Annotated in this window: 15 protein-coding genes and 1 pseudogene; 3 read left to right on the top strand and 13 right to left on the bottom strand. The window is 36.4% G+C overall.

The annotated features are described in order from the left end of the window. Positions 1-93 precede the first annotated feature (93 nt). The 4 genes from ABS911_RS11670 to ABS911_RS11655 are packed head-to-tail and all read right to left on the bottom strand — an operon-like array spanning position 94 to position 3,270. Positions 94-945, bottom strand: a complete 852-nt coding sequence (locus ABS911_RS11670; protein WP_350467730.1) for an ATP-binding protein — start codon at positions 943-945, stop codon at positions 94-96. Beyond that, the gene (locus tag ABS911_RS11665; RefSeq protein ID WP_350467729.1) at positions 938-1,651 is read right to left on the bottom strand and encodes an ABC-three component system middle component 1; all 714 of its coding nucleotides are present in this window, start codon (positions 1,649-1,651) and stop codon (positions 938-940) included. The genes ABS911_RS11670 and ABS911_RS11665 overlap by 8 nt, the downstream gene beginning before the upstream one ends. Continuing rightward, complete coding sequence (locus ABS911_RS11660) at positions 1,632-3,029, bottom strand: ABC-three component system protein (protein ID WP_350467728.1); 1,398 nt, start codon at positions 3,027-3,029, stop codon at positions 1,632-1,634. The genes ABS911_RS11665 and ABS911_RS11660 overlap by 20 nt, the downstream gene beginning before the upstream one ends. A 34-nt stretch (positions 3,030-3,063) precedes the next feature. Next, entirely contained in the window at positions 3,064-3,270 is a 207-nt protein-coding gene (locus tag ABS911_RS11655; protein ID WP_350467726.1) for a helix-turn-helix domain-containing protein, read from the bottom strand. Between the two features lie 847 nt (positions 3,271-4,117). Here ABS911_RS11655 and ABS911_RS11650 point away from each other — a divergent pair. Together ABS911_RS11650 and ABS911_RS15380 are read left to right on the top strand one after the other, a co-directional pair. After that, the gene (locus ABS911_RS11650) at positions 4,118-4,216 is read left to right on the top strand and encodes a tyrosine-type recombinase/integrase (protein ID WP_350467725.1); all 99 of its coding nucleotides are present in this window, start codon (positions 4,118-4,120) and stop codon (positions 4,214-4,216) included. Between the two features lie 286 nt (positions 4,217-4,502). Beyond that, positions 4,503-4,692 (top strand): annotated as a pseudogene (locus ABS911_RS15380) (tyrosine-type recombinase/integrase); the annotation flags it as partial. A gap of 81 nt (positions 4,693-4,773) precedes the next feature. On the opposite strand, the gene sufB reads toward ABS911_RS15380, so the two are convergent. The 5 genes from sufB to sufC are packed head-to-tail and all read right to left on the bottom strand — an operon-like array spanning position 4,774 to position 9,925. Beyond that, positions 4,774-6,168, bottom strand: a complete 1,395-nt coding sequence (gene sufB, locus ABS911_RS11645) for a Fe-S cluster assembly protein SufB (protein ID WP_350467724.1) — start codon at positions 6,166-6,168, stop codon at positions 4,774-4,776. Beyond that, positions 6,168-6,632, bottom strand: a complete 465-nt coding sequence (gene sufU, locus ABS911_RS11640) for a Fe-S cluster assembly sulfur transfer protein SufU (RefSeq protein WP_350467723.1) — start codon at positions 6,630-6,632, stop codon at positions 6,168-6,170. The genes sufB and sufU overlap by 1 nt, the downstream gene beginning before the upstream one ends. Next, the gene (locus ABS911_RS11635) at positions 6,619-7,857 is read right to left on the bottom strand and encodes a cysteine desulfurase (protein ID WP_350467722.1); all 1,239 of its coding nucleotides are present in this window, start codon (positions 7,855-7,857) and stop codon (positions 6,619-6,621) included. The genes sufU and ABS911_RS11635 overlap by 14 nt, the downstream gene beginning before the upstream one ends. Beyond that, the gene (gene sufD, locus ABS911_RS11630) at positions 7,854-9,140 is read right to left on the bottom strand and encodes a Fe-S cluster assembly protein SufD (RefSeq protein ID WP_350467721.1); all 1,287 of its coding nucleotides are present in this window, start codon (positions 9,138-9,140) and stop codon (positions 7,854-7,856) included. Before sufD ends, ABS911_RS11635 begins: the two co-directional genes overlap by 4 nt. A gap of 11 nt (positions 9,141-9,151) precedes the next feature. Then, positions 9,152-9,925: a Fe-S cluster assembly ATPase SufC gene (gene sufC, locus ABS911_RS11625; protein WP_350467720.1), complete on the bottom strand. Its 774-nt coding sequence runs from the start codon at positions 9,923-9,925 to the stop codon at positions 9,152-9,154. A gap of 250 nt (positions 9,926-10,175) precedes the next feature. Between sufC and ABS911_RS11620 the strand changes: the two genes are divergently transcribed. Then, positions 10,176-10,904: a gamma-glutamyl-gamma-aminobutyrate hydrolase family protein gene (locus tag ABS911_RS11620; protein ID WP_301426237.1), complete on the top strand. Its 729-nt coding sequence runs from the start codon at positions 10,176-10,178 to the stop codon at positions 10,902-10,904. A gap of 82 nt (positions 10,905-10,986) precedes the next feature. Here the strand turns inward: ABS911_RS11620 and ABS911_RS11615 are convergent, their stop codons facing one another. From ABS911_RS11615 to ABS911_RS11600, 4 genes are all read right to left on the bottom strand, one after another. Beyond that, on the bottom strand, positions 10,987-11,460 hold the full coding sequence (locus ABS911_RS11615; RefSeq protein ID WP_350467719.1) for a PH domain-containing protein: 474 nt from the start codon (positions 11,458-11,460) through the stop codon (positions 10,987-10,989). Continuing rightward, complete coding sequence (locus tag ABS911_RS11610; protein ID WP_350467718.1) at positions 11,450-12,970, bottom strand: PH domain-containing protein; 1,521 nt, start codon at positions 12,968-12,970, stop codon at positions 11,450-11,452. The genes ABS911_RS11615 and ABS911_RS11610 overlap by 11 nt, the downstream gene beginning before the upstream one ends. Then, positions 12,963-13,445 (bottom strand): PH domain-containing protein, encoded by a 483-nt coding sequence (locus tag ABS911_RS11605; protein WP_350467717.1) that lies wholly within the window; start codon positions 13,443-13,445, stop codon positions 12,963-12,965. The genes ABS911_RS11610 and ABS911_RS11605 overlap by 8 nt, the downstream gene beginning before the upstream one ends. 146 nt (positions 13,446-13,591) lie before the next feature. Beyond that, a partial coding sequence (locus tag ABS911_RS11600) for a family 4 glycosyl hydrolase (RefSeq protein ID WP_502880542.1) occupies positions 13,592-14,163 on the bottom strand: 572 nt, incomplete at its 5' end.

Below are 14,163 nucleotides of genomic sequence, written 5' to 3'. Positions count from 1 at the left end.
TGTAGGTCATTCGTGATCACTCCTATGTTTTCTTTGGTCGGAAATACATTTTGAGTGTACCACGAATGGCTTTTTTATTTGTCTAGCTTAATTTTACAATCGGCGTCTATAAATACTTCTTAATTCATGTAAATATTTCTTTCTTGTTTCAGATTCTAGTATTAATTTTTCTGCATCCCATTCAATAGTTTTATTTTTTACAATTTTTTTATACTGTACCTCTCTCCTCTTATCTTCGTTTACATCTTCTATACCTATTTTTAGCGTGCTAATAAAGTCTATATTTTTCTGTATCTCGCCATCCGCTCCGTCTAATTTTCTTTTTCGATTAATTACTAATCTTTTTGCTTTTTTTAAAAGTTCTAATTCCTTTTCTTCTTTTTTAGTATCAAATAATGATGATAAAGCTTCCATTCTTTCTTTACCATTTTTTTTCAAAAACATAGTATTTTCTTCTTGTTGAACATAATAAAATAAATTAAAAAATCTCTCTAAATTTTTTATTCCTAATAAATATTCAATTTTTTCATACGTTATACTTTGTCTCAGAGTTATAACATCATCGAAATTTGATAATTGATATGTTTCAAAAATATCCCAATTGTCTGGTTTCTTATCCTTACTTAATAGTTTTTTATTTGCTTCTATATACTTCCCTAGCACCACGTTTCTATTATCATTTTTGAATTCTATTCGTATATCCATTTCTTTCGAGTCATCATTTGAGTATAACATTTGTTCATAACCAAATTTCCCATCTATTGTATTCTTTATTCTAGCTATTCTTCCTGTTATAACTAATTCTAGAGCATCAAATATTGTAGTTTTCCCAAAACCATTTGGCCCATCTAAGATAATAAGATCATTTTCTGAAAAATCTAATGTTGCTTCATCTATATGTTTGAAATTCTTAATATAAATTCTACTTATTTTGAATCTATTCATCTTCATTTGCCTCCAGGCCTTTAAATTCTAATATTTTTTTTAGCATTTCGTCATCGCCAGTAAATTCATTGCTAAGTATCATGTTTCTAAATTCATCTAAGTCCTTCTCATCCATTATAGTGCTAATTTTATCTGATAAATTTTCAAGCTCATCTTTTATATAGTTTAAATTAATAAATGGAATCTTAATCATCATTTTAGAGCATATTTTGTATAAAATTGAACTATCCGTAACAACTTCAGATTTAAATTTTTCGAAGTATTCAGTATTAGTTACAACATTGTTAATAAGCTCTGTAGTACTGTCTTCCTCATAAAATAATTCAAGTAATTTCTCTTCTTCCATATCAGAGTATGATAATAAATATTTTTTAAAGTAATACGGATCTTCTTCAATATCAAAATATATTTTATTTTGTTTTGTAATATCTTCCTTAACTGATTCTCTATAACAAACTATCATTGATAGATTTTTATCAATTCTTTCATCATATCCTTCTTTAATAGTTTTTATAGCACTAAAATAATTTGGAACCCTTTCTGTTAAAAAATTTTCTTCAATTTTATCTATATACAATACTAAATAAAAATTAGTTAAATTATTAGAATAATTCCCAAAAAAAGTTATATCATCTTTATGAATATTCTCTATTTCTATCTCTTTAAATCCATTCTCTTTAAATAATTTAGCTATAAAACTCTTCATGGTCTAATTCCTTTCTAGCATCAGTAATTTTGATAAGTCCCACTTTCTTCATAACCGTTATCCTGTCATTATATCTCCTGTTATCCTCTTCAGAGCCTTCCATCGGAATACTTTTAAAAAATCTTTCATCTTTTATAAATGGTATCGTTATATCCTTTGTTATTATCGTATCTACTTCTCTTAATAATTCAGGATTTTCATTATTAAATATCTTTCCCAAAACTATTTTATTTCCAAATCCATCATCTTCATCATTTATCATGGATGGTAGATATGATTTATTTTTAGAAACATATACCCATTTAAAACTATCAATTTCAGTTTCAATTTCTTTAAGAATTCTAAAAAAACAGTTTTTTAAATCAGTAGTATGTAACATATTACTTAGATCTACCTCATAGTCTACACTATCCCTTTTCAAAGGACTATTAGGCATAATTTTTAAACACAACTCTAAAAAATCTGTATCATTTAGATCACGAATTTTATTTATTATTTCACTAAATTTTATAAATCTATTTAGTTCAGTTTCATCATTTGTACAAAATTCTTCAATATTCTCTTTGTATACATCAACATATTCAACCGCAGTTTTTTCAAATTCATTTTTTAATTTATAAGTTGCATACTCTTTACTTATTGACTCGTGATTTTTCCTAATTATTTGGTAGATTTCATGAAATGAAATACTGACTTTGGTTATATCATTTTTATTTTGAATATTTATATGCCTTGCTTTAATATTATTATCAATCAATCCTAATAAATTATAATACACTCTTTTCAAATGTTTTGAGGTTAAATATTCTTCGCTCAATTCTTGTAATTTATTTTCTATAGCTTCTTCAATGTTATCCATTTCACAATGATATTTATTCGTATTGCTCTCATCAGAATAATCATAAAGGCTAAATTTATCAAAAAGTTCTTCATATTTCCCAGAATTTCGGACTAACATTTTACTTTCATAAGGAATATTAACTCCTTTATCAGATTCTTTTATTGAATACTCTTTTAACTTCTCTCTTAGTTTATCCTTAAAACTCATATCTTTAACAGTGTGTAAATAAGCGTTCTCAACATTTTCAAACGCTAATAATTTTGCCAATAATATCCAAATGGCTTCTTTAAAATCACTTGGTGCACTAGATTTATATGTTTTCACTTGATGTATTGCAATATACTCTGTGTTTTTTTTAATAGAGAAGTCTTCAAACCATTCCAATTCCAATTCCCAAATTTCCATTTCCTCTTCAGAAATTTTTTCTCTTTTTATCATGTCTAATACAACAAATAAGCCTACTTTCCCTTGATGATTATACCCATTCCAACTAGGGCTAGCATCAATGAAAAAATCATCTTTTAAAATTTTCTCCATTTTTATTTCTCCATTATTTCTTCAAATTTTGTATTCAACACTTTTTTATCCCCACAATTTGCTCTAATTTAATATACTGTTTTCCACTCTCAATATTTACTAACGTCTCTCTAGTAATCTCAATATTATTTAATTGAAAAAGCTTAACTAACTCAGTTTGTCCAATACCTTTTTCAATACGAATATGTCGTATATTACTCCCAATAATATTTTCAGGATCAACAATCTTTTCTTCTCTCAAGATTAACACACCTCTTGGACTAAAATAAGTCCTATTTCTCTTAATTTTAGAGAAATAGCATGTTACAACGCTACTAATATCAGTCCATTTAGAAAGGGTGTACAACTTGTTTGGTTCATTAAAATATTTCAATAGAGTTAATTACCTAAATAAAGTTATCTTAAAGCTCATAATAGCTGTCTTAATAGCCAGTTTATGGAACTTTACTACTATTTTTTTGGAATAGTTTTTCTGTATAACTTTTTGTTTAGCATCGTTCATCTGCTACTACGATTCTCTAAAAACTATCTAGTTACTTTCATGCTTTTCGGCATTTTTATAGGCTTATTTATATTGAATGATCTTGCCAGAAACGATGTATTATCAAAATCAGCCACAGAAAACATAATTATTGTTTTTTCAAATTTTCCATAAGGCTGATAACTTACAAATAATCACTTCATATTCTTTCAAAAACTTCATCTAATAATATATTTTTTGGAACTTCAATTTTATTATTCCTTAACATTTTGTAAGTTGTTTAGAATCTTTTAAATTTAAAATTAGATAATCTCATAAACTTTTTTATCATCTTGTAAATTTTACCTTAATTGCTTTTAACCATTTCAATGTATATATCTGTATAAAATCTATCTGAATGAACTCTGCAAACTAAATCAGGTCTTGCTCCAGTTACTTCAAAACTTATCAAAACAACTCGTAGTAATTTTCATTCAAAAAAAAGTCGCAAATGGCACTTTCACAACTTCAACCTAATTTTTAATATAACTATCGTAAGCTATCATATGAAGAGTGTATTACATTCAAAGAACTTCATGATCTTTGGTTACCTCAGTATCGTTTGCGGGTGAAACCTTCAAATGTCATTACTTCAAGAAGATTTATTAAAAAAAACGCATTACCATATTTCTCAGATTTGAAGTTAGATAAAATCACTAATAAATAATATGAGTCATATGAGGTGCTCTATTGCCAACAAATCTTGCAGTATCAATATTTCCGTAAAGCTGTCGAACAAGTTCTACAATTTGGCATTCAAATAGAACTATTCGATAGTAATCCTATGAGAAAGACCATATTACCTCATACGAAGAAAGTCGAAGATTTTTTCTTACTTCTTATACAAAGAAGCTAGAAACGTTTTTGAGTGCTTAAAAGAACATATTAAGTCATCTGGACTTATTATCACCTAACGATTAGTTATACAACATTTTAGAAAATACGACTTATCTAAAATTACGTTACATGTTTTTCACCACACTCATGCAATTTTATTATTTGAATCTGGTACAAAAATTGAAGAGGTTCAATAACACTTAGGTCATAAAGAAGTAAACAACCGTGAATATTTACGCTCATGTCACACCTGAAAAAATTAAAGAAGCTGGCGAACGTTTCGCAAAATACGCAACTTTTTACTGAATAGCATTTATCAACAGTAAACTATGCAAAAAAAGGAGCCCAAAACATTGATAATACTATATTTTGGGCTCTTTAAATTCGTTAACCAACCGACCCTTCCATCTCATAAGCAATCAATCGATTCAATTCCACTGCGTATTCCATTGGTAGTTCTTTTGAGAAGGGTTCAACGAAGCCCATGACAATCATTTCGGTGGCTTCTTGTTCAGTCAAGCCACGACTCATCAAGTAATAAAGTTGTTCTTCTGAGATTTTAGAGACTTTGGCTTCGTGTTCTAGGGAGACATTTCCGTTATGAATCTCGTTGAATGGAATGGTATCTGACTTAGATAAGTCATCCATAATGATCGTGTCGCATTCGATATGCGAGATCGATCCACCTGAATTTTTTCCAAACGTCACTTGTCCGCGGTAATTGACTTCTCCGCCGTCTTTAGCGATTGATTTTGAGACGATCGAACTGGAAGTGTTTGGTGCGTTATGAATCATCTTAGCCCCAGTATCTTGGTTTTGTCCGGCTCCTGCCATCGCAATCGATAGCATGGTTCCTCTGGCTCCGCGGCCATTTAAAAGGATGCTTGGGTATTTCATCGTGGTTTTGGCTCCAAGGTTGCCATCGATCCACTCCATGGTGGCTCCTTCTTCGGCTACAGCACGTTTGGTTACTAAGTTGTAGACATTGTTGGACCAGTTTTGGATCGTTGTGTAACGGCAGTAAGCGTCTTTTTTTACCACAATCTCAACGATAGCAGCGTGCAGACTACTAGATGAAAAGGTTGGTGCGGTACAACCTTCGACATAATGCACACTAGCGCCTTCATCCACAACAATCAACGTGCGTTCGAATTGGCCCATCGCTTCATCATTGATCCGGAAGTACATTTGCAACGGGACGTCACAGCGTACGCCTTTTGGAACATAAATAAACGTTCCGCCAGACCAAACAGCTGAATTTAAAGCCGCTAGTTTGTTGTCCGTTGCCGGTACGACTGTTCCAAAGTGTTCTTTGAAGATCTCTGGGTATTCTTTTAGTGCTGAGTCGGTATCGGTAAAGACGATGCCCATTTTTTCAAATTCTTCTTTCATGTTGTGGTAAACCACTTCGGACTCGTATTGTGCTCCAGCCCCAGCTAAATATTTGCGTTCAGCCTCTGGAATCCCAATGCGTTCAAAGGTTTCTTTGACTTTATCCGGCACGTCTTCCCAGTCGCGTTCGGGTTGATTAGTGACGGTCTTGTAATAAGTGATGTTATCAAAGTCGATTTCTGATAAATCTGCTCCCCATTCAGGCATTGGTCTTTTGTTAAAGTGATCGTAGGCTCTCAAACGGTAATCCAACATCCAGGCCGGCTCTTGTTTGCGTTTTGAAATTTCTCGAACGGTTGCTTCAGAATGTCCTTTACCTGTTGTATATACAGATTCCACGTCATCATGAAAGCCGAATTGGTAATTCTCGCGTTCTGGTACTTCTCCCATTATGCTTCACTCCTTGCTTTTCCTTCATCAGGCTTTTTTTCACTCAATGCTTTTTCGAGTGCTTTCCACGATAACGTTGCACATTTGATGCGGGCAGGGAATTTTGCGACACCATTCAATAAAGCGGCATCTCCCAACTCTTCCAGTTTTGGAACCTCTTTGCCTTGTACAAGCAGGGAAAATTGATCTGCTAAGGCTAATGCTTCGGAAACGGTTTTCCCTATCACAGCATCGGTCATCATACTGGCACTGGCTTGGCTGATCGTACAACCGCTTCCATCAAAACGAATGTCTTTAATCACTTGATCTTCGATGACAAGTTGCAGTTGCAGCACGTCCCCGCAAGTCGGATTAAGCAACTCGATTTGAGTCGTTGACTGCTCCAATTTCCCATGGTGATGCGGGTGGCTGGAGTGATCCAAGATGACTTGACGGTACAATTGATCCAATTTAGTTAAGGCCATGAGCAAAAAACTCCTTTGTTGCCAGCAATGCTTCAATAAATTTATCCACATCGTCTGTCGTATTGTACAGATAAAAACTCGCTCGAGCGGTTGAATCGGCTGATAATCTGCGCATCAATGGTTGAGCACAATGATGGCCAGCTCGAATCGCGACCCCTTCCATGTCCATGGCTGTTGCCACGTCATGTGGATGAAGTCCATCTAGTTTGAACGTTACGATACCGGTTCGTTTTGCTAAATCTTTTGGTCCATAAATCGTTAATCCTGGGATTGCTGTTAGTTTCGGCCATAGATAAGTCATTAATGTTTTTTCGTGTTCATGAATTGACGTCAGTCCAATCGTTGATAAATAATCGATGGCTGCGCCTAGTCCGATAGCTCCCGCAATATTAGGGGTCCCTGCTTCAAACTTCCAAGGCAATTCTTTCCACGTACTGTCTTGTTCATCCACAAGTGCGATCATTTCCCCGCCAAATTCAACGGGTTCCATTTGTTCCAGTAAAGAGCGTTTGCCATACAATACGCCAATACCAGTTGGTCCGACCATCTTATGTCCACTAAAGGCATAAAAATCAGCATCCAACTCTTGGACATCTACTGGCATATGCGGAACAGCTTGCGCACCATCAACGACTAATACAGCTCCTTTTGCATGGACTAGTCGAGCGATGTCTTGAATCGGGTTAACGACCCCAAGAACATTGGAGACATGCGCCAACGCTACGATTTTGGTCTTCTCACTTAATTGAGCGTGGAAACTCTCCATGTCCAATATGCCTTCTTCTGTCAGCTCGACATACTTTAATGCAGCTCCGGTTTTCTTGGCTAACTGTTGCCACGGAATCAGGTTGGAGTGATGTTCCATCACTGAAATTAGGATTTCATCTCCTGACTTCACGTTCGCTTCACCGTAGCTTTTGGCTATCCAGTTCAAACTAGTCGTGGTGCCGCGAGTAAACAAGACTTCAGCTGCTTCATTGGCGTTGATAAAGCGTTGCACTTTTTCGCGTGCCTCTTCGTATTGCCTCGTTGCCCGTTCGGCCAATGTGTGTACGCCACGATGGACGTTGGCATTGGCTTCACGGTAATAGGTTTCAAGAGCAGCCAATACGGCTGTGGGTTTTTGAGTGGTTGCCGCATTATCTAAATACACTAACGGTTCATCGTTCACAATTTGAGTGAGAATCGGAAAATCGTTTTTCACTTGTTCGGCTGAAAAACTCATTTGCTTAACTTCCTTTCGATCGTATCCACTAATCCGTCACGCATAACTTTTAAAGGAATTGCTGCGATAACGGAACCTAAGAATCCTCGAATAACTAAGCGTTCGGCTTCTTGTTTCGGAATGCCTCGACTCATTAAATAATACAGATTTTCTGGATCTACTCTGCCTACACTAGCTGCGTGTCCGGCCGTTACATCATTTTCATCGATCAACAAAATCGGGTTTGCATCTCCTCTAGCGTGTTCAGACAACATCAAGATGCGACTTTCTTGCTGAGCATCTGCCCCTTTCGCCCCTTTGATAATGTGTCCAATACCGTTAAAGGTTAACGTCGATTTCTCTAGAATCACACCGTGTTGTAGAATATGCCCAATCGTATTGCGCCCATAGTTCGTCACACGGGTATCGATTCCTTGAATCTGTTTGCCCATACTGATAGCCACAACTTTGACTTCACTGTGCGCCCCTTCTCCAATCAGATCGGTATCAAAGTCGGCAATCACATTTCCAGCATTCATAACGCCAATCGCCCATTCGATCGTTGCATCTTTGAGTGCATGTCCACGGCGATTGATATAGGTAGTAGTTGTTTCTCCAATTTGATCGACTGCTGAGAATTTCACTTTCGCTCCAGGGTTGGCAATCACTTCCACAATGATATTGGCTGCATTTTTTTCGGTTCCAATCGTTTCGTATTTTTCGACATACGTAAATTCACTATTGGTATCCGCAAAAATCAAGACGTGCTTGATCCAGCTATTTTGGACTTGACTGTTTTGCACAAATAACGCTTCAAGCGGTTCATTGATCACGACATTTTTAGGAACATATAAAAATAAACCACTAGTCATAAAGGCCGCATGAAAAGCGGTCAGTTTGTCTTCATCGTGTTCAACGGCTAGCTTCATGTAGAGCTTTTTTACTAAATCCGAATGCTCTTGCAAAGCCGTAAAAATGTCGGTAAAAATCACACCTTGTTCAATGTACTCCATTGGCAACTGCTCCATAACGGTTTGGTTGCCGACTTGGATCACTCGCGGCGCATCGCTATCGCCGGTTAAAAAATCCTCTGCCAGCATGAGCCCTTCTTCATAACTGAATAGATCCGGGACTTGCAGCAATGGCCAGCGTTGGTACTTAACTCTTTCAAAAGACGGCAGCTCTAAAGAATTGATTTTGGTTAACGCTGATTTTCTAAATTCCATCATCCAGAACGGTTCTTCATGCATCAATGAAAATTGCTGAACAGAGTCAAGATAATCTATATAATTGGTCTCTTTCATCTTGATCCTCCTTAATCGTCTTCTAACACAATATCTAAGCCTAGTTCATCACGGATGCCTTTGTAGCCTTCCGCTTCCAAACGTTTAGCTAATTCGGCTCCGCCTGTTTTAACAACAATGCCGTTCATCATCACGTGTACCACATCTGGTGTGACATAATTCAATAAACGTTGGTAATGGGTAATGATTAATGCCCCGAAGTTTTCACCGCGCATCGCATTGACTCCTTTTGACACGACTTTCAAGGCATCAATGTCTAAACCAGAATCAATTTCATCCAGAATGGCAAATGTAGGTTCGATCATCATCAATTGCAAGATCTCATTGCGTTTCTTTTCGCCACCAGAAAAGCCTTCATTTAAGTAACGTTCAGCCATTTCTTCTGGCATATCCAAAACTGCCATTTTTCCATCTAACTTTTTGATAAAATTCATAACGGATATTTTATTGTCTTCTGGTCTTCTAGCATTAATTGCTGCACGCATAAATTCAGCATTCGTGATACCCGCGATCTCGCTTGGGTATTGCACGGCTAAAAATAATCCTGCTCGAGCACGTTCATCAACGGCCATTTCTAAAACATCTTGGCCATCTAATAAAATCTCGCCTTCTGTAACGGTATAGCTCGGATGGCCCATAATAGCGGCGGATAAAGTTGATTTCCCCGTTCCATTTGGTCCCATGATGGCATGAATTTCGCCAGTTTTCATTGTTAAGTTAACACCTTTTAAAATTTCTTTGTCTTCAATCGATACATGTAAGTTTTTCACTTCTAATACGGACATAGCTTGGATTCGCTCCTATGCTTTAGAATTTTTTCACAAATGATGTTTCTTTGGAGTTACTGTCTTTCTTACTTTATATTTTAGACTAACCCTCTTGCTTTCGCAATCTTATTAACAAATGCTCTGAAGTTACTTTTCTGCTATAATCAGGTAAACTAAGAAAAAAATGAAGCTGGCAGAACCAAGCATATTCCTTTAATGTGCTGTGTTTTAGTTGTACTGCTTTTATTAATGAAAGGACGGATCATTTATGAAACCATTAATTGGAATAGCCGGAAATATTTTGTTGAACAATGCCGACCTGAACGGCTTACCGATCACTTACACACCACAAGGATTTGTTAATGGCGTTCGCCAAGCTGGCGCTATCCCTGTTGTTTTCCCAATCAGCGATCCAACTGAAGCAAAAGATTACCTATCAAAAGTTGATGGACTGCTATTAGCTGGTGGACAAGATGTGTCTCCGTTATTATTCGGTGAAGAACCTAGTTTAAAATTAGGCGCGACCAATCCAGCACGTGATGCATTTGAGATCGCACTTGTAAAAGAAGCGATCCATCAAGAAAAACCGATTTTTGCTGTTTGCCGCGGCCTGCAACTTGTGAATGTTGCTTATGGCGGAACACTTTATCAGGATGTTTCGGATTACCCTGACTTGACCGTTCAACACATTCAATTGACACACTTTGAAACCGGTGCTCACACGATCACCATTGATCCTGAAAGTAAGATTGGAAAGATTTTTGGCGACCAATATGTAGTCAATACGTATCATCACCAAGCCATCAAAGAGTTAGCTGAACCCTTTAAAGCTGTGGCTTGGAGTAAAGACGGCTTGATTGAAGCCTTCGAAGCAAAATCACCCAACCAAAGTATCGTAGCCGTGCAATGGCACCCAGAACTAATGATTCCATACGATTTGATGATGCAGCGTCTATTTACAGACTTTGTCAAACGCACCATCAAGAAAATGAATTAAAAAAAGCTCGTTCAGATTCTTTCCTTCATTATAGTAGGTCTTCTACTGTTTGAGGATCAGATCATGAACGAGCTTTTTTGTATTATAAACTGTTGCGAATCAAACGCTGAATTCTTTTTTTTAATTCCAAAGCCTCTTCTTCAGGCATCTCCGGCAATTTATGACTTGTAGCAGCTGTTGAGATGGTTAACGACATGACGCCTAATTTTTTGGCTAACGGTCCAACATTGGATTCGATATTCTGGATGCGAATGATGGGAATCGTGATTCGTTTTTTTATAAAGATACCTGAGATAAAATCAATCTCATCCATTCGATAATTTACTCTCCAAGACCGATAATGCCATGTTGGCAGTGCATAAATAGAGATAAATCCTCCAAACAGAGCCAAAGCAATGGTAATATAGATACCTTCTTCCGGCAATGGTGTATGGGGCATGATTTGGAAAAAAAAGTTATACACCAGTGCAATAACGACCATAGGAATGCTGTTCATAAATCCACGTATCCGCCATAGTTTTAAAACTAGAGGGTCCAGCTCTTTTTCAGGCTCCATGCTTTTCACTCCTCTCTTTTGTCAAGAACCAATCAAATAACCGCTCACAGTCGGCTTCTTCAATAAAAGACAGTTCTTTGCTTTGGGATGTATCTCCTAAGGCACTAAAGACTTCTACTTTTCCCAATCGACTTCTTCTTAAAAAAGGATTTTGTTTGACCGTTAGATTTAAAATACGGTCTTTACGCAAGTACATGATCTCGGTACCTAGGAATGTTGTCAACTGAAAGGTCACTTCTTCTGTGGATAAAGCATATCCCGTTTTTTTATAACTGCGGTAGCCATAAAAAAGTGACAGCAAGCTACCCATTAAACCGATCGTCCATGCATAAGGCCATAAAAAGTAAGAAACTAATGCTGCGGCAATGATCCAGAATAGCAATGGAAATTGTACAAACCGTCTAAACGATCGAATTGGAATAATCGTTTGAGCAGGCTGAAAGTTAAACTGCGGAATGATTTCAGCTCTTAACGCTGCAAGTTGATCTTTTTTTACCAACGGCAGCAAAAGAATTTTTCCTTCTTCAGTAATTTCACTCACAGAATCCTTCTTATCTACCTCATCATCGCTTGTGATTCCTACCCAAAAAGTTGTATAACCCGTTAGTTTTTGCAGCCAATTCTGTTTCTCCCACACGCTTTGAATATTTGCTAAAGCAATCGTTTGGCTCTTAACTTCGAGTAATCCTTTTTCAATAGTCACGTGATTTTTTGTTAATTCGACTTTATATTCAAAATTCTTAATAATCGAAAGCACTGTAGCTGCAACATACAATAAGATAAACAGCAGGATACCGATAAAAATAAAAGAGGCAATCGCCGTTTGACTGAAGATTGTCCCTGCTTGATTGAAAATTGAATCAGGAATAAACTCTCCAAAAATATTTATTGCTCCCACCATTATGATCAGGCCTTTAAAAACAGTCCCTCCCATAAAATTCATCTTAAGAATATCCACTATGCTCATGGAATACAATTCTTTTGTGACTCCTGCTTCTTGCAAGGAGAATCCACTGTGTCGGTCGATCTGCTTCTCTTCACGTTCCTCGATGCTATCACTGTCAGTATCAAATGATGTCTCCTTAAGGTAATGCAGTTGGTTCGCCAATTTCAATGCATCTTCTTTAGATAATGCATCTAATGTTATTCCTTTTCCAGGAGTCTTGATCTCCAACTTTGTGACATTAAAAATACGGTGAATCAAATTTTCACTATAATCAATACTTTGAATCCGACTAATTTGAACATCTTTTTCTTTTTGAATGAATAACCCGCTTTTTACTACAAAACGATTTCCTGCAATCCAAAAAGATGTCCGTATGTACCTTAAAACGTCCACTAGGTACGACAAGCCAAAAATCGTAAAGAAAAGCAGTGGCAAAATAAAGCCAAAACCTTCCATGTCTGGGCCCGTAAAAGCAAAGAAAAGAATCGGCAAGATAAAAGAAATCAATCGTTTGTAGGCCTCAGTAATAAGGGTCAATGGATGCAATTTTTTTTCATTATACATCTGATTTCACCGCCTTTATCTGGTCAAGCAATTGAATTCTTAACTCTTCTGCATCTTTTTTCAACAACAGTGGAATCTCATGCCCTGTTCCTGCCGTAAAGACTTCGATTATTTGGATCCCATATCTCCTAGTCAATGGTCCTTCTTTGACGACCACGTGTTGGATCCGCTCAATTGGGATCAACGCTCTCTTTTTAAAAAATAGTCCATTCATAATTTCAAGATGAAGTGCATGCATCTCATAGCGTACAGCCTTTAACTTTAAATAAGGCAATAAGAATAGGCTGAATAAAAAATCAATGATCGGCAAAACAATCCAGATGGCCATCAACCAGATTGGCCAATTAAATCGTATAGTTAAAAACATTAAAAGGACAAAAACAGCTAAGGTAAAAAAACTTTCAATGATATCTTTTGTTCGTTCATAGCGAATGACACGTTTATCTAATTTTTTCGCTGGCATTTCTTTATACACAATAATCACTCCCAACCATTATCCTTTCTTTGAGTGTATCATTATCTTGAAAAGAGTACTATCTTAAACGTTGTTTTAAAGACATAAAAAAAACGAGTGAACGATTCACTCGTTTTTCAAACTCAACATTCCATTAAATCTTTTTATTAAACCATTTGAGCTGGTTTTTTAAAGTTGCTTTCCATCAAGTCATCAACATAGCTAATCGTTTCAGGTTGGTCCGCTTCAATTTCTTTGATTTTTTCTGCAAATTGAGGCAGATGTTCTTTATGTGCATACAGCATTTCATCAAGAATCGTTTTTGCAAGCGTGCCTCCTGGTACTAAAGGATTGATCGTAAAGGCTTGCAAAGCTGCTCCATAATTCCCTTCAATAGCTGCTCGAATCACCGTTTCTTCCATAGCTTTCATATTTTGAATGATGCCACGTGCTGCTGGAGTAAACGTGCCCCAGTTATAAGGTTCTACTCCGTGAGCAGTAACAGCTCCTGAAACTTCTACAATGCTATCATATGGTAAGTCATCGATCGTGCCGTTGTTTTCTGTTGAAACGACCATATCTGTCCGCTTGTCATTTTGGATAGACGCAATAATCTCACAAGCTGCATCACTGTAGTGAGTACCGCCCCGTTGAGACAACTCTTCAGGTTTATAATTTAGTGCAGGATCTTTATATAATTCAAACAATCGTGCTTCAGTAGCTTTTACAACTTGAGCTC

The organism is Carnobacterium sp., assembly GCF_040274425.1.
Note: the sequence above shows the minus strand (reverse complement) of the source record. Positions and strands in the feature narration are given on the sequence as shown.